At 59.1% G+C, this 23,223-nt stretch carries 21 protein-coding genes; 3 read left to right on the top strand and 18 right to left on the bottom strand.

Annotated features, from left to right (window positions below; genetic code table 11):
• Positions 1-334 precede the first annotated feature (334 nt).
• Entirely contained in the window at positions 335-970 is a 636-nt protein-coding gene (locus AB1462_RS24370; protein ID WP_367248077.1) for a LysE family translocator, read from the top strand.
• A gap of 175 nt (positions 971-1,145) precedes the next feature.
• On the opposite strand, the gene AB1462_RS24365 is transcribed toward AB1462_RS24370, so the two are convergent.
• The 7 genes from AB1462_RS24365 to AB1462_RS24335 form a co-directional block, all read right to left on the bottom strand.
• A complete protein-coding gene (locus AB1462_RS24365) occupies positions 1,146-1,751 on the bottom strand; it encodes a hypothetical protein (RefSeq protein WP_367248076.1) in 606 nt (201 codons plus the stop codon).
• On the bottom strand, positions 1,748-2,320 hold the full coding sequence (locus AB1462_RS24360; RefSeq protein WP_090401181.1) for an RNA polymerase sigma factor: 573 nt from the start codon (positions 2,318-2,320) through the stop codon (positions 1,748-1,750). The genes AB1462_RS24365 and AB1462_RS24360 overlap by 4 nt, the downstream gene beginning before the upstream one ends.
• Before the next feature lie 131 nt (positions 2,321-2,451).
• The gene (locus tag AB1462_RS24355; RefSeq protein ID WP_315338607.1) at positions 2,452-4,074 is read right to left on the bottom strand and encodes a VWA domain-containing protein; all 1,623 of its coding nucleotides are present in this window, start codon (positions 4,072-4,074) and stop codon (positions 2,452-2,454) included.
• Positions 4,075-4,274: 200 nt separating this feature from the next.
• Positions 4,275-4,925, bottom strand: a complete 651-nt coding sequence (locus tag AB1462_RS24350) for a DUF799 domain-containing protein (protein WP_027608085.1) — start codon at positions 4,923-4,925, stop codon at positions 4,275-4,277.
• A complete protein-coding gene (locus tag AB1462_RS24345; RefSeq protein ID WP_090401183.1) occupies positions 4,922-5,284 on the bottom strand; it encodes a DUF4810 domain-containing protein in 363 nt (120 codons plus the stop codon). Before AB1462_RS24345 ends, AB1462_RS24350 begins: the two co-directional genes overlap by 4 nt.
• A 29-nt stretch (positions 5,285-5,313) precedes the next feature.
• Positions 5,314-5,994, bottom strand: coding sequence for a CsgG/HfaB family protein (locus AB1462_RS24340; protein WP_058426355.1), 681 nt, complete (start codon positions 5,992-5,994; stop codon positions 5,314-5,316).
• Between the two features lie 43 nt (positions 5,995-6,037).
• Positions 6,038-6,619 (bottom strand): hypothetical protein, encoded by a 582-nt coding sequence (locus tag AB1462_RS24335; RefSeq protein WP_090401184.1) that lies wholly within the window; start codon positions 6,617-6,619, stop codon positions 6,038-6,040.
• A 173-nt stretch (positions 6,620-6,792) separates the two neighbouring features.
• Here AB1462_RS24335 and AB1462_RS24330 point away from each other — a divergent pair, with 173 nt between their 5' ends.
• Entirely contained in the window at positions 6,793-7,404 is a 612-nt protein-coding gene (locus AB1462_RS24330) for a hypothetical protein (protein ID WP_090401185.1), read from the top strand.
• Between the two features lie 16 nt (positions 7,405-7,420).
• Positions 7,421-8,008 (top strand): hypothetical protein, encoded by a 588-nt coding sequence (locus AB1462_RS24325; RefSeq protein WP_090401186.1) that lies wholly within the window; start codon positions 7,421-7,423, stop codon positions 8,006-8,008.
• Positions 8,009-8,228: 220 nt separating this feature from the next.
• Here AB1462_RS24325 and AB1462_RS24320 read toward each other — a convergent pair whose 3' ends face one another.
• The 11 genes from AB1462_RS24320 to AB1462_RS24270 all read right to left on the bottom strand — a co-directional run bounded on the left by AB1462_RS24320 (position 8,229) and on the right by AB1462_RS24270 (position 23,124).
• A complete protein-coding gene (locus AB1462_RS24320) occupies positions 8,229-8,663 on the bottom strand; it encodes an RDD family protein (protein WP_367248075.1) in 435 nt (144 codons plus the stop codon).
• Positions 8,664-8,753: 90 nt separating this feature from the next.
• The gene (locus AB1462_RS24315; RefSeq protein ID WP_367248074.1) at positions 8,754-9,170 is read right to left on the bottom strand and encodes a hypothetical protein; all 417 of its coding nucleotides are present in this window, start codon (positions 9,168-9,170) and stop codon (positions 8,754-8,756) included.
• A complete protein-coding gene (gene lepB, locus AB1462_RS24310; RefSeq protein WP_367248073.1) occupies positions 9,167-9,952 on the bottom strand; it encodes a signal peptidase I in 786 nt (261 codons plus the stop codon). Before lepB ends, AB1462_RS24315 begins: the two co-directional genes overlap by 4 nt.
• 36 nt (positions 9,953-9,988) lie before the next feature.
• Positions 9,989-10,438, bottom strand: a complete 450-nt coding sequence (locus AB1462_RS24305) for an SMI1/KNR4 family protein (protein WP_090401190.1) — start codon at positions 10,436-10,438, stop codon at positions 9,989-9,991.
• A gap of 22 nt (positions 10,439-10,460) precedes the next feature.
• A complete protein-coding gene (locus AB1462_RS24300; RefSeq protein ID WP_259194382.1) occupies positions 10,461-10,922 on the bottom strand; it encodes an Imm6 family immunity protein in 462 nt (153 codons plus the stop codon).
• Between the two features lie 52 nt (positions 10,923-10,974).
• Positions 10,975-11,454: a hypothetical protein gene (locus AB1462_RS24295; protein WP_090401192.1), complete on the bottom strand. Its 480-nt coding sequence runs from the start codon at positions 11,452-11,454 to the stop codon at positions 10,975-10,977.
• Between the two features lie 251 nt (positions 11,455-11,705).
• Positions 11,706-12,110 (bottom strand): hypothetical protein, encoded by a 405-nt coding sequence (locus AB1462_RS24290; protein WP_074848310.1) that lies wholly within the window; start codon positions 12,108-12,110, stop codon positions 11,706-11,708.
• An 11-nt stretch (positions 12,111-12,121) separates the two neighbouring features.
• On the bottom strand, positions 12,122-12,697 hold the full coding sequence (locus AB1462_RS24285) for a hypothetical protein (protein WP_159440115.1): 576 nt from the start codon (positions 12,695-12,697) through the stop codon (positions 12,122-12,124).
• Positions 12,655-13,017: a hypothetical protein gene (locus AB1462_RS24280; protein ID WP_259194385.1), complete on the bottom strand. Its 363-nt coding sequence runs from the start codon at positions 13,015-13,017 to the stop codon at positions 12,655-12,657. Before AB1462_RS24280 ends, AB1462_RS24285 begins: the two co-directional genes overlap by 43 nt.
• The gene (locus AB1462_RS24275) at positions 13,014-21,371 is read right to left on the bottom strand and encodes a hemagglutinin repeat-containing protein (protein WP_367248072.1); all 8,358 of its coding nucleotides are present in this window, start codon (positions 21,369-21,371) and stop codon (positions 13,014-13,016) included. Before AB1462_RS24275 ends, AB1462_RS24280 begins: the two co-directional genes overlap by 4 nt.
• 31 nt (positions 21,372-21,402) lie before the next feature.
• Positions 21,403-23,124, bottom strand: a complete 1,722-nt coding sequence (locus tag AB1462_RS24270; protein WP_367248071.1) for a ShlB/FhaC/HecB family hemolysin secretion/activation protein — start codon at positions 23,122-23,124, stop codon at positions 21,403-21,405.
• Between the last annotated feature and the right edge of the window lie 99 nt (positions 23,125-23,223).

The following is a 23,223-nucleotide window of genomic DNA, read 5'->3' as shown; positions in this document are numbered from 1 at the left end:
GACGTTGCGTCTCAGCGCAAGCCCTAATGCCAGTCAGTCAAGAAATAGAAAGGGTAAAAAGTAACCTGTGGCGAGCGGGCTTGCCCCGCGTTGGGGTGCGAAGCGCCCCTGATGACGACGAATGCGGTGTATCAGGCACTCCTCTGCGCCTGGTCTTGGGGCTGCTGCGCAACCCAACGCGGGGCAAGCCCGCTCGCCACAGGTTGGTATGAGCGCAAGCCCCCTGTATGACGTTTTGTCAGCCGATCTGTATCTAACGCGCGCCCTTCTCCCGCCCTACCATCAAGCGCATCCAACCTGCGCAACGACGCGCTCAACCTACAGGAGTTAACCCATGCCCGAACTGTCGAGCCTGCTGGCGTATGGTCTGATTTCGCTGGGGATGGTGCTGACGCCCGGCCCGAACATGATCTACCTGATTTCGCGGTCGATCTGCCAAGGGCCGCTGGCCGGGTTGATTTCACTCGGCGGTGTGGCGCTGGGTTTCGTCGTGTATATGCTGTGCGCGGCGCTGGGTATTACCGCGTTGCTGATGGCGGTGCCGTATGCGTATGACGCGCTCAGGCTTGGTGGTGCGCTCTACCTGTTGTACCTGGCCTGGCAAGCGGTCAAGCCCGGCGGGCGCTCGGCGTTTCATGTGCGTGACTTGCCCAGGGACGGTCCCCACAAGCTGTTCATGATGGGGTTTGTGACCAACCTGTTGAACCCGAAAGTCGCGGTGATGTATCTGTCATTGCTGCCCCAATTCATCACCCCCACCGGCCACGGCAGCGTGCTGACGCAATCCATCGTGCTGGGTTTTACCCAGATCATGATCAGTGTGAGCGTCAATGCGGTGATCGCCATCATGGCCGGTTCCATCGCGACGTTTCTGGCGGCCAAGCCGGTATGGCAGTTGGTGCAGCGCTGGTTGATGGGGACGGTGCTGGCGGGGTTGGCGGTGCGCATGGTGATTGAAGGGCGGCGCTGAATGGTCACGGTGGCGAGCGGGCTTGCCGAGCGTTGGGCTGCGCAGCAGCCCCAAAACCAGACGTTGTGCGAAATCGGGTATACCGCATTTGTCCTTCATTGGGGGTGCTGCGCACCCCAACGCGGGGCAAGCCCGCTCGCCACAGGTTACCGGTGGCTCGTTCTTTCTGTTGTGGTCAATGCTTACGCAGCGCCTCTAGCCGTGCGGGCAGGTCTTCGTCGGGGAAACGCGTGTGCAAGGCCAGCAGTTTTTCATCCGCCGTTTTGCTTTCACCCGCTTCACGCAAACGCACGATTGTCTGTAACTCTTGCTCCAGCGACGGCAACGCTGACGGCGCGCGCTTGCTGAGTCTGGCGCTCGATTCATCTGCCAACGCACCTGCGATTTCAGCCTGCACCGGTGCACTTTCAGTCTTGGGCGCGGCGGCGATGCGCGCCATCGGCGCGGGCGCGGACAACGCTTGCGGCGCTGGGCGGGCGGCTTCCTCGTGCATGGCGGAGAAGGTCGCGGTGGAGATTTCGGGTTGCGGCACTGGCGAGCGCGTGACCACACCGATCATCAGCGCCAAACCGGCCACGGTGGCGAATGCCATTTGCCAGCGCGGACGTTGGCAGGCTTGCAGCCAGCGTTGCCACAGACTCGGTGGCGGCGCCGGGGCTTCGCGGCGGGCGGCGTTGAGGATGAAGGCGTCGAGGGACGCGGGCGGCTCGCCGTTGCTGTGTTGACGGTAATGCTGGATCAGCACGTCGTCGGTGTCGGGAGTGTGTCGGGAGTCGGTCATGCGAGTATCTCCTCGGCCAGCAGGCGGCGCAGTTTCTGCTGGGCGTAACGCAGGCGGCTTTTTACGGTTTCCAGCGGGGCTTTGGTGAGGGCGGCGATTTGCGGCACTTCGAGGTCGCCGTGCAGGCGCAGCAGGAAGACTTCGCGCTGGTCTTCGGGCAAGTCTTGCAGGGCAGCGTCGAGGCGCGCCTGGTCGCGGCTCAGGCTCAGCTGTTGCTCAGGGCCGGCGCTGTCGTCGGCCTGGGCGTGCAGTTGCTCATCGTAGCTGTCGTGCAGCGGGTTGTGGATGCCGTGCTTGCGCCAATGGTCGATCAGGCGGTTGCGGGCGATCTGGAACAGCCATGTGCGAAAACTCGCCCGGCCTTGCGGCTGGGTGCTGCTGCGGATCAAGCTGAGCCAGGTCTCCTGGTAGATTTCCTCGGCCAGTTCGGCCTTGTTGCTCAGGGACACGAGGAAGCGGTAGAGGCCTTGGCGGTGCCGCGCGTACAAGGCTTCGAACGCGGCGGCGTCACCGGTTCGGTAACGGGCCAGCAGCGATTCGTCGCTGGATGGATCATCTGGAACAGCCATGTTGGGGGCGAACTCCTTTTTTAAAGTTAACGCTGTTCAAAGGTGGGAGGGAGCTTGCTCCCGATGGCGGTGTATCAGTAACAGATGTGTTGACTGTCCCACTGCTATCGGGGGCAAGCCCCCTCCCACATTCAGGGTTTCAGGCTTTGGGCCAATTCCACCAGTTGCACGAACTCGTTGCGCAGGCCAAAGGGGTCATCGCCCCGCGCCGAGCGGGCCAGTGCGGCGGTGTCCTTCAAACTCATGCTGCCAGTGTAGCGGCCATCACCCTTGAGCTGTTGGGCGAAGGCGGCCACCGCCGCCGAGAAGCGCAGGTCGTCGCTGGCCTGGGTGGTTTCGTGGCGGATGGGCCGTTCGATCAAGCGACTATCACCGCCCGTGGCAAGCTTGTAGCGCACCCGCAGCATCGCCAGTTCATCGGATTTACCTTCGGCCGCAGGCGCAGTGGCGTAGCGCAATGGCTCCAACCAGCCCTTCTGGCCCTTCGGCACAATTTCATACAGCGCGGTCACGGTATGCCCAGCGCCAATTTCGCCGGCATCGACGTTGTCGTTGTTGAAATCTTCACGCTTGAGGGCGCGATTTTCATAGCCCAGCAGTCGATACTCGCTGACCTGTGCCGGATTGAATTCCACCTGCACTTTCACATCCCGCGCGACCACCGCCAGGGTTGAACTGAGCTGATCCACCAGCACCTTGCGGGCTTCGCGCAGGTTGTCGATATAGGCGTAATTGCCATCGCCGGCATCGGCCAGTTGTTCCATCAGGTGTTCGTTGTAGTTATCCACACCGAAGCCGAGGGTGGTCAGGGACACGCCGCTTTTACGCTGCCGGGCGGCCATTTGCTTGAGGCTGTCGAAGTCGCTGACGCCCACATTGAAGTCACCGTCGGTGGCCAGCAGGATGCGGTTGATGCCCTTGTCAATAAAGCCTTCACGGGCCATCTGGTAGGCCAGTTCGATGCCGGATGCGCCTGCCGTGGAACCACCGGCGGTGAGTTGATCAATGGCATTGCGGATCTTGGCCTTGTCGCGACCCGACGTGGGCTTGAGCACCACGCGGGACTCACCGGCATACACCACCAATGAAACCCGGTCCTGATCACGCAACTGGTCCACCAGCAATTTCAGGGTGCTTTGCACCAGCGGCAAGCCTTCGCGGCGGTCCATGGAGCCGGACACGTCCACCAGGAACACCAGATTGGCCGGCGCCAGGTCCGCCACCGCACGGTCGGATGCCTTGATGCCGATGCGCAGCAGTTGGGTGTGCGGGTTCCACGGTGTAGCAGCGACTTCGGTGGTCACGCCAAACGGTGAACCGTCGGTGGGCAAGGCGTAGTGGTAGGGGAAGTAATTGACCATTTCCTCCAGTCGCACAGCGCCGTCGGGCGGCAGGCTGCCTTGGTTGAGGAAGCGTCTGACGTTGGCGTAGCTGCCCGTGTCGACATCCACACTGAAGGTAGAAACCGGCGTTTCGGCCACGCGATGCACCGGGTTGTCCGGAAGGTTGGCGTATTGCTCGCGGGGTTCGCTGCGGTAGTCCATCGCCGCTGATTCCTGCATGCGCATTGGCGCGGGCATTGCCATGCGTTTGACCAGCGCACCCTGGGGCGAGGCGCTTTGCAGCTCGGCGACGGGCTCGGCCGGTTTGGCCAGCTCAGGGGATGAAGACAGCCCACAACCGGCCAGCGCCACCACCATGGTGAGGGCAAAGCCTTGGGCGGCAGGACGCAGGAAGAGCAAAGGGCGGGACATGGGCTGAGCCTCGTGAATGAATGATCCGTTCACAAGGTCAGACGCACGGTGCGGGTGGTTCGGGTTAACTCTGATTCAAATGTGGGAGGGGGCTTGCCCCCGATGGTGGTAGATCAGTCAGTACATGTTTGACTGAACCACCGCTATCGGGGGCAAGCCCCCTCCCACATTTGGACCGTGGTGTTCTCAGAATCCGGATATCAGTCCGTGCCGTACTTCGGGTTACGCGGGCCGTACAGGATCCCCGCGCGTTGGCCCGGCGACAGCAGGCGTGCGCTGGTGATGCCGGCAATCGGGTGCGCCGCATCGGTGGAGCTGTTGATCACCTGCTTGACCGCCGCGGTGATCAGCATGCCCACCAGGCCGCCGCTGTTGTTGTTGCCTTCCTCGCTGGACGCCCGTGCCGAGCCGGTCCACAGGGTGGTGCCGGTGCGCAGGTCCACCAGCTTGGCCGAGGCCGTCACGGCGGTGTCGCTGGAGATCAGCATGTACTTGGTGCCGTACTCGCTGACGGTGATATACAGCGCCGCGTCCGCGCCGAAGATGTCATGCAGCTTGGCCGGTGGCACGCCCTGGATATCGTTGGCGGTGGTCAGGCCGTTCTGGCGGAAGGTTTCGTCCACCAGCGCAATCGGCAACACGTAGTAGCCGGCTTCGGCCAGCGGGTAGGTCACTTGCGAGACCAGGCTGTACGAGGCCTGCACTTCCGGCGACTCATTGATCGGCGGCAGTACCAGGATCGACTTGGGCCGCGCCTGCTTGTACGCCGTGTAGTCAATGGTCTTGGGGGCTGCGCAACCGCCGAGCAAGGCCAGGGCCAGCAAGGCGCCGGTGAGTTTTAACAGGCTCATTTAGTGGCCACTCCGGTCTTGGCGTTTTTCAACAGGAAGTCCATGTACGAGGCAGACTCGGGGAACAGCGCCTTCTCGGTGCGGAACTCCTGCACCATCTGGTCATCCTTGCCCATGCTCAGGTACAGCATGCCCAGGTGCGCGTGGTAACCCGGCGGCGCTTTGCGGCCACTGGCGTTGATCTTTTGCAGGTCGCGCTCCAGTGCCTCGACCTGCGCCTCCTTGGGCTCGCCCTTGAAGTATTCGTAAACCTGCGGCTGGTAGCTTTCCCATTGATACAGGGGCTGGGGCGCCGTCTGGCACCCGGCGACCGTCGCGATTGCTGTCAGCATCAGCGCCAACTTCACTGCCTTGCTCATCCGTGTACTGCTCCTTGAAGTGCTGTTGATCAGTTGCGCGGGTTCCAGGCGCCGGCGTTGATGCCGTCGACCAAGCGGTTGATCGCTTCGCGCATGGCCAGGTCCAGGACCTTGCCGTTGAGGGTGGAGTCGTAGCTGGCAGTGCCGCCGAAGCCGACCACTTCACGGTTGGACAGCGCGTATTCACCGGCGCCCTGGGTGGAATACACCACTTCGGAAGTGCTGATGTTGACGATGTTCAGTGCGACTTTGGCGTAGGCCACTTGGGTCTTGCCACGGCCGAGGATGCCGAACAGCTGGCGGTCGCCGGTCTCTTTGCGGCCGAACTCGGTCACATCGCCGGTCACCACGTAGTCAGCGCCCTTGAGCTTCTGCACGGTGCCTTTGATCGCGGCTTCCTGGGAGATTTCGCCCATGTTGTCGCGGTCCAGCACACTGAAGCGGTTGGTCTGCTGCAGGTGGGTGATCAAGATGGTCTTGGCCTGGCCACCGAGGCGGTCGACGCCGTCGGAGAAGATGCCGCGCATGTAGCTGGAGCGGTTGTCGAACTTGCCCACGGCGATTGGCACACGCACGCCGGAATAGGCGACGTTGGCGCTGGCGACTTGTTCCACCGGCATGGCGCGGTTGCTCTCCGTGGCGCAACCGGCCACGGTCAGCAGCGCTGCGGCGGTGAGGCCCGACAGCAGAATTTTGGACAGTGTGTTCACAGGGTGCTCCTGGGTGATAAATCGGCAGTTGGAGTGAGTAGGGTTAACGAGAAGGAATGGCGCGCAGGTCATCGACGATATCGCGACTCAAAACGCCGGTATAAAAACGCTCGACGCTGGAGTTACCGGAGTTGGTGATGATCCCGCCCATGGTTTTCCATTTTTGCGCTTCACCCATCACGCCGGAAGGCACAAGGTTGTTTCGCGTCTTGGCAAAATGCAGGACCTCGCCAGCCCCCTTCTTGACCTTGACCCGATAGCTGAAATCGACAGCGGCCAGAATGGTGTTGTCATCCACGATCAACGTCGAGAGGCCGCCTTTGGAGTCGGGGATATGGCGCGTATAGACGATGCTGACATCCAGCAGGTAATCGGCCTTTTCCTTGCTGGTCGCATAACGCTTGGCGCTGAGCAGGCGGTCGACCAGATCGACACCGAGTTGCTGGCGAACCTTGTCATCCGGCAAGAAACGCTCGTTCTTGCCCACCACCTCAACATCAAACGTGTCGAGCCAGTAAGTGGCGTTCTTGGGAATCGTGACCGGCGCCGGCGAGATGTAGTACTCCGGCTTGGAGGTGCAGCCCGCCAGTAGGCAGATGCAGAGGAAGACGGCAAACGCGCGCATGTCTGAATTCATCCCTGAAAAGTATCGTGCTTTAAACAATCGCGGCATTTTACGGGGTTGAGAGCGCTTCTCAAGGTGTTTCGTCGGATGCCGTGCGGTGGCGCACATTCCCTCAAGTTATGCGGATACGGGTCGAAACAGTAACCTGGCTTGCTCACTTATAGGGATATTGCGTGCTTAACACTCTGCTTCGGGCGACAGCCCTGGTCGCCGCGCTGTCGATGACCGGCTGCGTTTCCTACACCGTCACCGGCCCCATCGCCGCCCCGCTCCACCCGGTCGCTGTCAGCAGCCCGCGCAGTGCACAAATCGCCGATGTGACGGTGAGCGCCGCCGATGTCAACGAAGCCAACAAGGCCGCCATCAGCAGCTCCTTGACTGCCCAGATCACCCAGTACGTGCGCACCGGGGGTTACTTCAAGCAGGTCACCGAGTATCCGGTGCGCCTGGGCGAGCAGGACGTCACGCTCAAATTCAACATGACCGCCCTCAAGGGCCATCGCGCGCCGCACCCGGCGTACGTGCCTGGCGCGCTGCTGACGCTGACCCTCTGGATCTGGGTCAACGGCCCGATCTACGTAGACAGCTTCGAGGTGGCCGGCGACCTGGTGATCGTCGACCGCAACGGCAAGGAGCTGGCCAAGGCCAAGGATTCGATCAAATTCGAACACAACGTCGGGCTTTACAGCGGCCAATACTGGGCACCGTCGATGGGCGGCCAACAGCTGACCAAACTGGTCGGGCAACTGCTCGACACCGCCACCGCCAACCTGGCTAAACCGTAATTTCAAGGAGTGATGCATGAAAGGATTGATTAAACACAGCCTGGTACTCGCCGCTGTCCTGCTGACTGGCTGCGTGTCTTACTCGCAGCACGAATTGCCCGCCGTACAGACCTGGCCACCGACCGCCAACGCCCCGGCGCAAAAGCCTACGGCGTACGTGCGCACCACGGCGCAGAACCACGTCAACGGCGGCCCGGGCAACGCGGCAGTCGGCGCGCCGGTGGTGCTGTGGGAAAAGGCCGTGGCCGATTCTTATCGCGACTCCCAGCGTTTTTCGCGGGTGAGCACCGATAAGGTCGACTCGGACATCTACGTCGACGCGACGCTGCACAACAACGAAGAGTACAGCCCGGTTTCGGCGTTCCTCACCGGCTTCACGTTCTTCGTCATCCCGACCACAGCAAAGAACATCTTTACCCTGGAGACAGTGTTCAAGGACAAGGATGGCAAGGAACTGGGCCGCGTTAAAAAGAGCGAATCGGTGCGCACGTGGGTGCATCTGGTACTGATCGTGGGCATCCCGTTCCAGAGCGATACACGGGAAGTGGTCGAGGCGCTGACGCGCAGTACGCTGGATGAAGCGGTGCAACGCAAATTGCTGTAACCCCGCGTCTATGTGAAAGGCTCTATTGTGGCGAGCGGGCTTGTCCCGCGTTGGGCTGCGCAGCAGCCCCAAGACCAGGCGCAGAGGTGTGCCTGATACACCGCATTCGTCTTCATCAGGGGCGCTTCGCCCCCCAACGCGGGACAAGCCCGCTCGCCACAGGTTACTTTTCGCCCGCTCTATCTCTTAACTGACCGGCATTGGGACCAGGCCGCCCTGCTCAGGTATTGATGACGATCGTCTTGGCCAACATATCGCCCAAGCGACGACGCAGGCCGAACAGAACAAAAAGACCGTCCAACACACTGAACAGCATCTTCGGAACATTGCGCAGGAACGACTGGAACAGCGTGCAGTTCGTGGGGTACGGGTAACCCACCACAGCCGTGCGGCACACCCGCTTGCCCAGGCTCTGGCCATTGGGCAAGGCATCGCAAAACAAGTAGTACCCGAAGGCTGAAAACCACAGCACATAGTGGAGACCATCAAACAATGCCGGGCCTCCTGCAGAGCCCAGATAGAAATAGGCATAGTCCAGGTTTCGGTTCAAAAACAGCAGGAAAAGCACCACCGCCATATCGATGAAATAGCCGAGCAGGCGCCTGCCTGGGCTGGCGAGGTTCCAGGTGCCTGCGGCCGATACTGATTCGCTCATACCGTCATTTATCCAGAAGTCGAAGAGATGTCATTGAGGCCGGCACACGTTGTACATGCCCGCTCGCGTCCATACGCGCTGGCTTTAACCTCATGGCGTTTGTGGCTGTTCTGGATGTGAACGGGCGCAGATTTGCTCCCACCCTTTCTCAATCGTGCCCGTGTACTTACCGCACGACGCGCCTTTTAACTGAGCGTCCATAAAGTCCTGCTCCGGCTCGACCCACAGCAGGCCAACCAGATAGGCCACCCCCGCCGCAAGCACCAGCAATGCCGATGTGCGAGTTAGCATAAATCGCAACGTGGCGGCGGCGGTTCGAGATCGTTCAAACACATACGCGAACGACAACCCGATGCCACCCCAGACGAAACCCGCCGCGGCCGTACCCAACCACGACGAATCACGATAGAGGTAGGCCCAGGCCAGGATGAACGCGATGGCGCTGACACACATCAGCAGCAGGCACAGCCACTGGGCGATCCGACAGCCGATACTCGAAAGGCTCATGGAAACGTCGTCCCGATACGCGCTCGCTCACTCGAGAACCAGATCCCGGTGACCTTGCCCACCACATCCTCAACCGCGACCTGCCCCATGAAGCGGCTGTCGTTGCTGCCATCACGGTTGTCGCCCAAGAGGTACACATGCCCCGGCGCTACCTGAAGTGGCGCCAACTCAAGGGAGTAGTCCTTTTTGACGCGCTCAGCCGGTGCGTGAAACAAACCCAGGTTCTCACCGTTGCGGATCACCTCGCCATTGACGATGGCCAGAGTGTCACCACCGATTCCCGCAACCCGTTTGACCGCCTCGGTGCCATTCCAGCGATACACCACGATATCCCCCACTTTGGGCACGCCAGCCCGCAGGTCCGACATGATGTAGTCGCCAATCGACAACGTCGGAACCATCGACCCCGATGGAATGTAATAGTTTTTGAAACCCAACAACGGCACCCGAAAGACGTCGAGCGTCAGCACCAAGATCACCACCACACCGACGTAAAGAGCATGGAAACGTTTACGCGGCACATTGGGCGGACCGCTATAGCGACGGGCCAACACGGCGGACACGATGGCAGAGGTCAGTTTGACCGTGATGACGAAAGCGAAGAATGCATACAGCCCAAGGGGCGTAGTGACCAACCCCAAGGCGCCCATCAGCGCGACCCCGCCGAGCAACAACGCTGCGACCCGGATACCCCACTGCGTACGGCCTACATACACCAGGCCCCAGCCGGGTATGAGGCAGGCCATCAGGAAGGCCTGGAGGGAGAATTTTGCGGGTTTCATTGATCGTCCTTAATGCAAATGCTGGCGCCGCGCATATTACTGCTGGGCTCGCCAATCTACATAACCTTTAATCGCTGTTAACTGGCTAAGGATGAAGCTGGAAAAATCCTCATATAAGACTTCCGCATCATTCAATTCAGGGTCAATTTCGACAATTGACCAATCATTCGCAGCATCGAATGCATAAAGGACACCGCTCCCGGTACTGGCAAATACATACATATTACGATAAGCAACCACATCACATCCGGCGACAACTGAATATTTTGTTGGACCATCCTCGATGTAAAGTGCGCTATCCAGCTCACCAAATCCAAACTGTTCAAGGAATTCAAGATAGTCGAGTGGCACACCTACGCGGTCGAGAACCTCAACACCTCTCAAGACTAATTCACGGTTACTTATGCAGCTTCCATAATCACCTTCATACAACGCACTGGACACTATTTCTCTTATAAGAACGCCAACTTCCGACGCGCCTTTCATCGCCACTCCTTGCATCTGAACATTAGCCATTTTTAGATAGATAAACGTCTAACACGCCACCCGCTCCGACCTTATAGATATATTCGACTATGTATTCAACAGCCTGCTCACCTGCCTCGTTGACTGAGGCGGACATTCTTTCTTGCCGACCTGAAACCTTATAAGCCTGATGTGCAAAAAAGCCAATGACCAGAAGTATCAGAATCAAGCTGTCTTGCTCTAAGCTTTCCGTAATGAAATGATGCTCTCCCAAAGGACCATTTTGCATTTCATCCGAGTCTAAATAGTAGGCCAACTGCTCAGGGCTTAAACTTCTATCAGTTAACCATGACCAGCACAACTCAATAGCCTCACTACATTTAGTATAGGTAGCGGGAGCTGACGATAGATTATCTAAAGCTTGATCGAGAATCAAAAGAAAAATAGCCGCTCTTTTAACCCACATTTGCCCCTCTAAAACAGACAGACTTTCCGAGTAACTCATAGAACCCGATCCTTTTTAGCTCAAACACAGAAAACAATTAAGCTCACTTCTATCAAACTCCCTGACACTTCCACAAAATTGCGTAAGGCACCTCATCATTCAATAACCCCAATGAGCGAAAATAATAGACCGCTGACGGACCCTCCAAACTCTTATGAACAAAAGCGCCATCAGACATCACACGATAAGAGGCATACTCTCGAATATTACCGGCAGTCTCCAACGCTCGCTTTATTTCAATATAGGTCGCCCCTGCCTCCTCTGGCATCAACTCAAAGGGCGGAGGGCAAACAGCCCCATCATCACTTTCGACGTCTCTGTAATAGGCTCGCTGAAATGCTGCGTCACTGGCCGCCCAGTAAAATGACAATACTTTCAGCTTATCCTGCCCATCCTCTTTAATCGCATCTGCCAAGCAGTACTGAGTGACCGAAATCTTGTACACTCCCTCATCGATGAGTAAAAGTCCTGCTTCGGGCACAGCAAGCGCATCACCCTTTTTAAGCTCGCGTAAAAGTGCCCATTCAGTCATCACAAAACACTCCTGTTGCGATTTCCAATTATCTCGATGGGAACCTACATGCGACGATTTGTCATACCGCTTAGTATCCTCCGACACTCAGAGGAAAGAGGGGCCTGACCCTGAGGAATCCCCACCGTATTGTCCCGTTCGAGATTGGCGGATATGGAGCTATTGGTGCGCGATGAAGTACACCGGCAAGCTCAGAAGCTAGAGTAGACTTGTGGGGACTCCTCAGGGTCTGCCCCCTTTTTTTCACTTATTCAGCCGTCGCTTTGACTCAAAATATTTATCTCACGCCAGTAGACAGTCGCTGGTAGAGACTGATTCTGATTAAACAAGGAAAAAACCTCGATTACATCATCAATATTAAACCACTCATCCTTTTTTAATGGTACACGGCCCGCACCAAACGACAGCAAGCTTCCATCTTCAAAGTTTGTACTAGAATTTGAATGATAACCTCTAAACAGTTTTTTACTTTTAGCGTCATATCTTTCAATAAAACAAGTGAATCTGCCTCCAGCCACTTGCACATAGTTACCCTCATCATCAGTTATACATGCGAATGAGCTAGGGCCGTAGCTTTTTAATTTTTTTAGCGTCTTTATAATCTGCGCTTGATTTACACCTACTACTACAGGACTATTTTCGGCTTCGAGCTTCATATTTCCCACCTTTATGGCACATAGACTGTTGTAGCGCTTTCGATGACTTGTCCATTTAGCCGTCCTTTCCCTTGCGCCCCAAACTCATTAACAAAGTAATCGGTAAATTCTTGATAGCTGGTCTTACTAGCCGACCCGCTTTTTACCTCAAGACCGCGCAATTTACCATTTGCGTCACGTACTACAATGTCATACCTACGATCACCGAGAGGACCTTTAACAACCATCTCAGTCCCCACAACTTCCATTCCATTTGATTCCAAATGTTTAGCAAACTCATCTGCCTTGGCTGTTCCCGGAGGAGATACACCAGTCGGGCTTGCAAATTTTCCATCAGGGGTTCGATAGCTTCCATCTGAATGCTGTTTTATTTCGGGAGTTAGATTGGTCTCTAAGCCAACTTTCGTCCCCTCAGTTGTAGCTGTATCTGCTACCTCGTTTGGACCATCAGTCGCTTTTGGCCCAGCCTCCTTTACCGGGTGGGCATCCGGCGAGACAGTCGAGGTATATGGCGCCTTTCCTGTGCCCGTCCCTTTTGTACCAACTAACTCATGCTGTAGTACTGATAAATGTCCGCATCGGGCCAAAATTCGTCATATGCAGTCAATACGCTTCGCAGAGCCTCACTACGAGGATCTTGTGAAGGGTTCATCTTTGAAATCACAAATTCTTTAATTTCGGGCCATTGAAGCTCTCGCATGCAAAATGCCACAGCCTCGAATGGTGAATTATTAGACATTAATATCATTTTAAATCCACCTACAAAATCATCTTTATATTCTGGATTATTTTTCACGAACTCTAAAATATTCAACAAAGACATTTCATAGGAAATCTCTAACTCTTCACCAAAAGCAGCCATAGCCACATCGCAAAGCATGTCAAATTGCTTAATTACTTCACTCATTTCGGCACCCACGCACCTGTTCTCGGATTGCTCGGGTTTGGAACCCAGACTTTTTCTATGTATTTACCTGCCACATCAAACCCTTTTTGAGAGAATGCATTTTCTGCTGCGGCCTGAGCAGCGTGACCAGAAGGCTCATAGTGTCCAGAGGTATTGTCAATATATTTAACTTTCCCGCTCAAAACCTTCACCTCTCCCGCCGCAATAACGGGTTTGCCATTTGCAAGGTCAATATGGCCACCACCCACATCGTTAAATTTTCGCCCGATTACTAACTGGCCATCCTCAAGAACAACATAGTTATATTTTCCTGCACCTTGGGCCAATTTTGTATCTGAGATAAGAGTTGGAACACCTGTTGGGTGATCCGGGAATTGATTTGGAAAACTAGGCGTCGCTTGAACTTTTACAGAACCTGCTGTCCCTTTTGTACCACCTATCGCTTTGCCCAAAGCAATGGCTGCGGCGAATTTTAGAACATCCTCCCTGCTGGCGCCATTATCTACAAGGTTGATTACCCCCGGCACATCTACGGGAGCCAAGTTTGAACCGATTAATCCATCCTGCTGAGCAAGCGTGACAATCTTCTCGTTGCTTAGTCCTTGACGCTTCCACTCGGCGATCTTCTCACTAGTCCTAATCGCATCGACGTAAGGATTGCCGATCACTCCCGCCGGCGCCCAATCCGCGCCTGAAAGCGAATATATATCAAGAAAGCCTGCGCCCTCTCCATTACGCTGCCCTTCTTTCACTCCTTCCAACATGGCGATGGCATAGTCGACCACAAAAACGTTGTACTCATCCCGTGTCAGCTTCCCACTCTGATAAAGGCCCAGGAGTTTTTTCCCTGCTTCATTTTCTTGATTGCGGTATTCATTACGAATGTCGCGCTCACAAGCACCATCACCAGCGCAACCCTTGTAGCGTTTTTGCAGATCATCAATGCTGCCTATGTCCGCTTCCTTGAGCTTCTCATAGAGTTCAAGGCTGGCTTTATCCAGCTTTTTTACACCGTACTTGTTCGCCAACAAGTTATTTTCAACCGCATTCTTCCCAACCTGCGCGGCTGCCACCGCATTCAGCGCGTCCTTGCCAACCAACGATCCGGAGAGTCCAGCCGCCAACGTCGATAGGCTGGAGATCGTCTGCTTTTGCTCTTGGGTCAAATTTTCGTTACTGACATCGCCATACAGCTTCTCTTTGATCAGCTGTGCGGTTTTCTCCGCCACCACGGCCCCGGCGGCTCCTGCCAACGCCGAGTTACCACCCGCCCGCGCCAACACCGCACCCAATACCGCATGGGCCATCAGGTTGGCCTTGGGGTCATCCTCGGTCATCTTTTTGACCGTTTGCGCCAGATACGGCGCTGCCGCCCCCGCCAACGCCCCACCTACGCTGCCACCCATCGCCGCTTGCACCACGGCAGTCACCGCCTGGCTGGCCTTCTGGAAGCTGCTGCCAACGCCATAATCCTGCTGGGCACGCTGGCTGATCTGAGCCTGTGTCGGATTGGCGATACCCTCATCAATCAACTTCAGGCGCGTGGCTTTGTTGACGTCACTGTTAGGGTCGTCAGCGGCCCTGATCCTGGCCGCAGCAATCGCGTCGCCAATGCCCTTGGTCAGCTCCATCGAGCTTTTGATCAGGTCCATGCGTTCCTGCATGGCCTTTTCATCAGGCTTGTCGAGACGCTGGTTGGCGTTGGCGGTGTCGCGGTTCAGGCCGACCAGGTCACCCGCGCCTTCAGGGTTGCGCACCACGATCGTGCCTTCGCTGACAGCACTGCGCGTATAGCTGTGGTCCGAATCGTTCAGCGACATGCCATACAAGGCACCCGGCGTGAGGGTACTCGCGCCGCTACTGTAGGAACCGGAGACGCTGACGCCGGCCGATTGGCTCTTGATCTCGCTCTTATTCTTGATGTCGCTGACCAGCAGCCGATCGGTGAGCAGCAGGTTTTTGTCGGCCGTGGCTTCACTAGCAATCACCGCACCTTGCAGGGTGGTGTTTTTGGCCACATCGATGGTGTAGCCACCCTTGCCGGCAAAGAAGCCGCTCTGGTCGGTGACGGCCTGGTAGTCGCTGTTCATCTTCGACGCCGCCAGGTTCGCGGACGCGGTTACTGGGGAGCCATAACAGATCGGCGGAATGCAGATGCTCGCACCGAAGCCCGCGCTGTTCTGCTTGCTCTTGGACGTTTCGGTGTCTTGGCGCGACAGGATGTTGAGGTTGCCGCCGATGTTGGCATCGATGCGGTCAGCGCGTACCTGCGCGCCGATCAGGCTGGTGTCCTGGCCGCTGCGCAGCACCAGCGAGCCGGTGTCCAACGTGGTGTTGACCTGGGTAACCGAGCCACCCGAACCGAGGTTCTTGGCAGTTTGTGCACCGAGGTCGATGGTGAAACCGTTTTGCTCGCCTATGTTGAAGCTGGCACCGATAGCGGTCCTGTTGCGTGAACCGTCGTTTTTGCGGTCGGTGGTGTTCTGTGCGCTTTGCATCAGGATGTTGTTTTTCGCGGACAGCAACGTGCTGTCGGCTTTCAACGTACTGCCGGTAATCGTCAAGTCACCCACAGTGCCCGGCGCATCGCCCGCGGCGATGATCGACAGTTTGCCCCCGGCGTTGAGGTTGCTCTGGTGAGCGGTCTGCGCCGTGTATTCGCTGCTGCTTTTGGTACGGGTGTTGGCCAGTTCGGTACCGATCTTGATCAGCGACCCGTTGCCAGCAGAGCCACCGGTCTTGTCCTTGAAGCCAGTACTTTGTTTAGCGAGATCACCCGCCTGGTTATTCAGGTTGTACATCGACAGCGCCGCCTGGGCGATCTTCACGGCCTTGAGGCGCGGGTCGTCGGAGCTGCGCGCCGCCTCGGCTGCGTCGCGGATGCTGTTGGCGGTGTCGACCACGGTGCCCGCGATCACGCGCCCAACCGCCAAACTCTTGGAACTGTCCTTACTGGTCTGACTGGCCGTCTCCATCCCCGAAGTAACGGTGACATCAGCCCCACTCAACTCCATGTTCTTGGTGCTCACCAGATCACTGGCCACCACCTTCAACTCACGCCCCGCTGTCAACGACACATTGCCCGCACTCGAACCAATCGTGCTGCCGGTCAAGGTCATTTCATTGGCCGTGCCGTTGTGCTTCGAGCTGTTGATGTACAGCTTCTGGTTGCCGGTCATGTCGTCCAGACCGAGCTTGTTGCCGGTCAGCACGCCGGTGAGGTCGCGATTTTTTTCCTTGTGCATGTCGGTGCGGGCGAAGGTGTTTTGCGCCGCGTCGATGGTCAGGTCGCGGCCGGCCTGGACGGCGAGGTCGCCGGTGCTGACCAGGGACGAGCCTGTGACCGTGGCATCGCGTTTGGCGGCGACGGTGACGGTTTCGCCGGAGACCATGCTGCCCAGGGCGGTGGTGCGTTTTTCGTCGACTTTGTCCTGGACTTTGCTCGACTTCAGGCCGCCCCAGCTGCTTTTGCTTTCCTTGCGTTCGTGACGGGCGCTGTCTGAGTTAGTAGCGGCGAGGATGCTCACGTCCTGGCCGGCCACCAGTTGCGTGGCGCCTTTTTCAGCAGTGACGGCACTGCCGGCCAGCAGCAGGTCTGCACCGGCGACGACTGTGCTGTTCGTCCCCGCACTGACCAGGCTGCCAACGTTGTTCACGACGTCGGTTTCATCCAGGCGGAATTTTTTGCCCTGGGAGGTTTTCTTGGTCTTGCTGTAGAAGCTGTAGTCCTGATTTTCGGCGGCTTTGAGCTCGAGGTTTTTGCCGGATACCAGGTACGCCTCGTTGCCGGCATTGACCTGGCTGGCGACCAGTTGCAGGTTCTGCCCGGCACTCAGGGTGGCGTCGCCGCCGGCCTTGATCACGCTGGACACTTGCTGCACGTGGTCTTCGATGCTCTTGACCTTTTTCGTGTTGCCCGTGGAGTGTTGCTCGTTGGCTGCCGCGATGGCGTTGAGGTCGCGGGTGGCAATCAGGTTGACGTCGCGCTTGGCTTCGACCTGGCTGGCGATGGCGCTGATATCGCGCCCGGCGATCACATGCAAGTCGCGGCCAGCGTCGACCACCGAGCCCTGTTGGGCGATGGTAGTGAAGCTGGAACGGTTGCCGATGGCGCCGCTGTCGAGGGTTTTCGAAGCGGTGATGTTGACGTCGCCCGCCGCCTTGACCGTGGCATCGGCACCGCTCTTGAGCACGCCGCCGACGTTGTTGACGTTGCCGCCAGCCTGCATGGCCAAATCGCTGGCCGATTCGATGCGCGCGGCGCTGTCGACGAAGTCGCTGCGTTCGGTGCGGTAGCTGCTGGCGCTTTCGTGGGTGGTGACGCTGCGTTCGTTGAGCAGGTCGGCGCCGGCGGCGAGGTTGACGTTGCCCGCGCTGATCACACCGCCTGCGCGGTTGGTCAGGTTGTTGCCGCTGAGCAGGTCGAGGCGCCCACCGGCTTCCATCAACCCACTGTTGGTGAGGTTACCGCCGACGTTCGCCAGCAAGCTGCCGGTAGCGCGCAAGGTGCCGGCGTTGTTGAGGTTGCTGCCGGTGATCAGGTTGACGTCAGTGCCGGAAATCAACGCGCCGTTGGGTGCCAGGCGGTTGCTGGCCTGGGCGAGGTACAGCACCGGCACCAGCACTTGTTGGCCGGCGACGGTGGCGTTTTCCAGCCACACGATGTCGTGGGTCAGGGCGGCGACTTGTTCGGCGGTGAGGCTTACGCCCACCGACAGGTTAAGCGCGGTTTTGCTGCCGATGGCGTTGTCCATCAGGTGCTTGAACAAGTCGGCGTCGCTGGTCTGGCCGTCGATGAAACGCTGGCCGGTACGGGCGAGTACGGCTTGCTGGATCAGGCGCTGTTCGTAGAAACCATCGCCCAGGCGCTTTTGCGCGGTGTCGGGGTCATAGCCGAGCTTGGTCAGCATGTAGTCCGAGCCCAGGAACTGACGCATATCCGTGAACAGCGGGTTGGTTTCGATCAGGTACTTATGCGGGTTGGCCGCGAACTGGCTGGTGGGCAGGCCTTTGGCGCCATCGCTGTCGTTGAGGTGGAACAGGCCGTTCTGGCCGGTGGGCAGGTCGAAGCCAGGCAGGCCCAGCGGGTTGACCTGTTGCTGGGCCACGTCCGGCGGCAGTTGCGAGTTGAGGCTGACCAGGGTCGAGTAGCCCGGCGCCTTGGTGTTGGCGCCGCTGCCGACGTAGGTGTAGCCACCTCGCACGACACGGTTGTCGATGCCGGCCTGGGCCTTCACGTCCACGCTGCCACCGGCCTGGATGACGGCGGCGTAGCTCTGGTCGGGCACCATCAGTTGGGTGGTTTTGCGCAGGTCGGTCTTTTCGCTCTCCATTTTGCCAATGAACGCGGCCATGGCGGCTTCAACACCGTCCATGTTGTTGCCCGCCGAATAGCGCTGGGTGAAGGCCGCCGCCTCGCGGTTCCAGCCCCCCGGCTTGCGCTCGCGCTCGGAAGTGAAGATGCGGTCGTATTGGGTGTCGTGGGTCACCAGGCCGACGTTGCTCAGTTGGTCGACGCGTACGGTCATGGCGCCACCGGCAGCGATGCTACTGCTGCTGTTGAGCAAGGTGCCGCCGGTGAGCAGCATGTTGGCGCCGGAGGTGATGCTGGAGCCGGCCGTAGCGTTGGTGACGATGAGGTGATCGCGCTGGGTGATCTGGAACGGCCGGTTCTGCTTGCCGCCTTCGCAGTCGCCACCGGTCACGCCGTCGATACACGCTGTAGGGGTGATGGACGCGCTGTAGATGCCCGACTCGGTGGTGAGCACGGTGCGGATGTTGTTGATAGTGCTGGCAGCCAGGATCAGGTTGCGCTCGCTTTCAATGGTGCCCGAGCTGTTGATGATGCTGGTGGCCAGGCCGCCCTGGCCGTCGCGGTCGACGCGCAGGTTGCCCATGGCGTAGATCGCGGCGCCGAGGTTTTTCAGGCGGTCGACCTTGAGGTTCAGGTCGCCGCCGCTGAAGATCAGGCCGTGGTCGTTGAGCAGGTTGCCCACCGCCAGGTCGAGGCTGCCTTGGCTGGCGACGGTGCCACCCATCGTCCAATCCTGGCCGTTGCCCACCAGGCTGCGAGTGCCAAGCAATTGGCCGGTGGCGGTCTGGTTCAGGGTGCCGACATTGACCGTCAGGCGCCCGGCCTGGATCGCGGTGCTGTTGGTCCAGCTGGCTTTGTTGAGGGTCAGGTCGCCGTTGGTGGTCAGGCTGCCGCCCACGTCATCAAGGCTGATTTCACTGAGGTCGAGCAGGCCGGTGCCCACGTGCAACACCGTGCCGCCGGTATTCTGGAAGGTGGTGGCGGCGAGGCTCAATTGGTCGTTGGCCGTCTCCAGACGGCCGCTGTTAGTGAGCAAACCACCGATGGCGTAGCGGGTTTTGCCGCTGGCGCCCAAGGCACGCATTTGCCCGCTGTTGTTCAGGCTGGCGGTCTCGACATCAAGGGCCGTGGCGCTTTCGATCAGGCCACGGTTGGTCAGTGCGCCCTTCAGGCTGACGTCGATCTGGTTGCCGGCGATCTCGCCGCCGTTATCCACATTCATACCGGTCAGGTGCACGCGATCTCGAGCAAACAGCGCGCCGCTGCCGTTGTTGAAGTCAGTGGCGTCGATCTGCGCATCACCGGCTTTGGCGGCGATGCGGCCACCGTCGTTGTCGAGCGTACCGGCGGTGATGGTCACGCCAGAGTTTTCACTGTGGATCAGGCCGTTGCCGCTGTTTTGCAACAGGCCGCTGGTGGTCAGGGTCAGGCCATCGCTGGCGGCCAGGGTGCCGGTGTTACGGTTGTCGATGCTGTTGGCGAATACCGTCAGCAAACCCTGGCTGACGAGCTTGCCGCCCTGGTTATCGATGTGCGCGGCGCGCTGGATCAGCAGCGGCCCGGCGCTGGCCAGCTTGCCGTTACGGTTGATCAGGTCGCCAATCAAATCCAGGGTGATCGCCCCGCCAGCGGTCAGGCTACCGGTGCTGTTATCCAGGGTATTGCCGTTGAGGGTGAAGGCACCGGTGCTGTCGATGATGCCGCCCTGGCTGTTGTCCAGCAGGCCGCTGACGTTGAGGGTTTGTGCGCCGTCGCTGAGCAGGCGACCTTGGTTGCGGTTGTCGACGCTGGCGGCAGTGACGTTCAGCGCCTGCTTGGCGCTCAAGGTAGCGCCCTGGTTATCCAGGCTTTGCGCGGTGGCGGTGAGCTCGCGATTGGCGATCACCGTGCCGGTGTTGCTGATGTGCTGGGCCTCGAGCTTGACGTCGCCGACGGTGTTGCGCGTGTTGTCGGCGTTGACCCCGGCTTCGATGATGCCGCTGTTGGTCAGTTGGCCGTTGCTGGCCAGGGTGATGCTGTCGCGGGCGGCGAGGGTCTTGCTGTTTTTCAGGGTGCCCTTGGTCTGTGCCTTGAGGGTGGTGCCCGCATACACAGCGCCCTTGGTCTCCAGGCTCGCGGCCTTGATGTCCACCGCACCGCTGGCGGCGGCCTGGGCCATGCTCAGGTGGCCGTTGGCGTCGAGCTGAATATCGCCACCACTGGCGGCCAGTGTGCCGTCGAGCTTCACGCCCACACCGGCTTCGGTGCCCACCAGTTTGATTGCACCGGCATACATGCCGCCCAAGGCCGACGAGTCGATGGCCAGTTCCGGCTTGGCGCTACCGTCGTCGGCGCGCGCGGTGGCTTTCAGGCTTTGGGCATCGACGTCATTGCGCCCGGCGATCACCGTGAGTTGTTTCGCGTTGATTTGCGCATTGATCTTGGCCGAGCGGGTGATGATCTCGAAACGGTCGACGTTGCTGGCGTTCAGGCCCTGGCCGTCGATGGTCACGGCACCGCCGTCGACCTGGTAGCTTTTCAGTTGCCCGGCCTGATCGATCATTGGCTTGCCGGTGGTCAGGGTGACGTTGGGGGTGTTGATGAATCCGCAACCGTTGCAGCTGATGCCGTAGGGGTTGGCGACGATGACCTTGGCCGATTGGCCCGCCACTTCGGTGTAGCCGCGCAATTGGCTGGGGCTACCGCCTTTGACTTCGTTGAGGATGACATTTGCCGCGCCGCCCTTGAGGTTCGGGTTGCCGACGATGATCCCGCCCAGTTGCGTGCTTTGCACAATGCTGTTGGCGTTGTTGAGGATCACACCGTTGGGGCCGACGTTGTAGTCCTTGAACTGGTTGTGGGACAGGCCGCTGCCATTAGGGGTGGCGATGTTCACCACCGGCACGCCGTTGCCCGCCTGCCCGACGGTAGTGCCCGGGCCACTGACCACGATCCCGTCGGCCTGGGCCAGCAGTGGCTGCCAGAACAGCGCGTTGGCCAGGATCAAGGCCAGGCCGCGTTGGCTCAGGGTTTTCAGGGCAGTAACGGGGCGAACGTCCATATTCAAAATCTCAAAGGCTGCGGGCGTTGAATTACAGGTAGAAATCCAGGCGGAAATAGATCGGCGCTTCGCGCTCGGTCATCACGCCAGGTCGCTCCAGGGAGTGGGCAAAGGTCACGCTGGTGCTGACGTTTTTGCCGCGGGCGAACAGCTCGAGGGAGTTACTCGACACCCTGCCGTGCTGGTCATCGTTGTAGCGATCGTTGCGAATCACGCCCTGGTCATAGCCGACGCTGGCGCCGTATTCGGCAAAGGCGGGGCGCATCCAGTCGAGGGTCACCGGGCGCGCCCAGCGCACTTCGTTGCGCCAGTAGCCGCCGCTGTCGCCGGTCAGTTGCTGGTCCTTGAACCCGCGCACCGAGTATGAGCCGCCAAGGCTCATGCGTTGCGCCGGGTACAGCACGTCTTCACTGCGCTGTCCGGTGGCCAGGCTGGAGAAACTCAACGATTCGCCCCACAGCGTGAAGGGTTGCAGGTAGCTCACGGTGGCGGTGTATTTGCGGTAGCGCGGGGTTGGGGTGAGGTTGCCGCGGATGCGTTCCTGGTCGTCCTTTTGGGCGTCAAAGGCACCGGTGCCGTTCTGCATGCCGACATCCAGGTTGACGAAGGCGCTGCCGATGCGGCGCCCGTGGTTGATGCCCACCTGGAACTCGCTGAGGCGGTTGCTGCTGACGTCCAGGCGCTCGTCGTTGAAGTAGTTGTTGGTGCGCAGATGGGTCAGGCCGACGTTGACCGAGGTCTTGCTCACGTCATCGCGATGCACCACGCGCTCGGCACGCAGCTGGTGGTTCTGGCTGTCGCCTGTTTGCTTGTACTTGTAGCCGTCAAGGTCGCCCGGCGCGCGGTACTCGCTCTCACTGTAGGTGTAACTGAAGTTCCACCAGCCCCACGGCACGTTGTAGTAGAGCATGCTGTTTTTCGAGGTTTTCTGGTGGTCGCTGATCGCATCGTGGCCGCCGCGCAGGATCAGTTGATCGGCCAGGCCCAGCGGGCTGTCCCATTCCAGGCCCGCGCCCCACTGCTGTTCGCCGGTGCTTTTCTGGCCGTCGTTATTACGCGACAGGCTGGCGCGCCAGGGCTTTTGCGGCTGGTTCTTGACCAGCACTTCGCTGCCGCCGATCTGCGTGCCGGGGGTCAGTTCCATTTGCGCCTGCTTGGACGGCAAGCGGCTCAGTTGATCCACCAGTTGTTCGACCTCACGCAGGTTGAGTGCCTCGCCAACCTTGCCGGGAAACGCCATGGCCAGCTCGCGGTCGGTGACCGTGCTGCCCTGGGCGCCCTTTATGCCTTCGAGTTTGCCTTCGACCACCAGCACTTGCAGATGACCGCTGGAAAGGTCCTGTTGTGGCAAGTAGGCGCGGCTGGTGACGCGCCCCTTGGCGATGTAGTCGTCGGTGATGACCTTGAGCAGTTCATTGAGCTGCGTAACGCCCAGGCATTGGCCGATATAGGGTTTGAGCAGGCGGTTACGGTCGGCAGCGGAGAGGCTGTCGGCGCCCTTGAGCTCGATGTCCTGGATGGGGAAGCAACGTGTGTCCGCGGGCTGTGCCGGGGCCTGTGGCTGGTTGCTCTTGCCGGGCAGGTCCTGGAGCTCTTCCAGGCGCCGGCGCTGCTCTTCGAGCAGGCGGTTCTGGCGGTCGCGGATCAGGTCCTGATCACCCGGCGTAGGGGCGGCCGAGGCACTGTTTGCGCTCAAATAAGAGAGCAGCAAAGTGCACAGGAAATACCGAGTCCGTGGCAATAAAAAAGACATGTTCGGTCCGTCGAAATTCAAGGGCCGGAAAACTAACATCGAAATTGCGCCAACCCAAGAAACTGGGTTAGTTGAACTTCCACACTAGCTATTCACGCA

Source organism: Pseudomonas sp. SB113 (genome assembly GCF_040754745.1).
Classification (GTDB): Bacteria; Pseudomonadota; Gammaproteobacteria; order Pseudomonadales; family Pseudomonadaceae; genus Aquipseudomonas; species Aquipseudomonas grimontii.
This window is presented reverse-complemented; position numbering and strand designations above follow the sequence as displayed.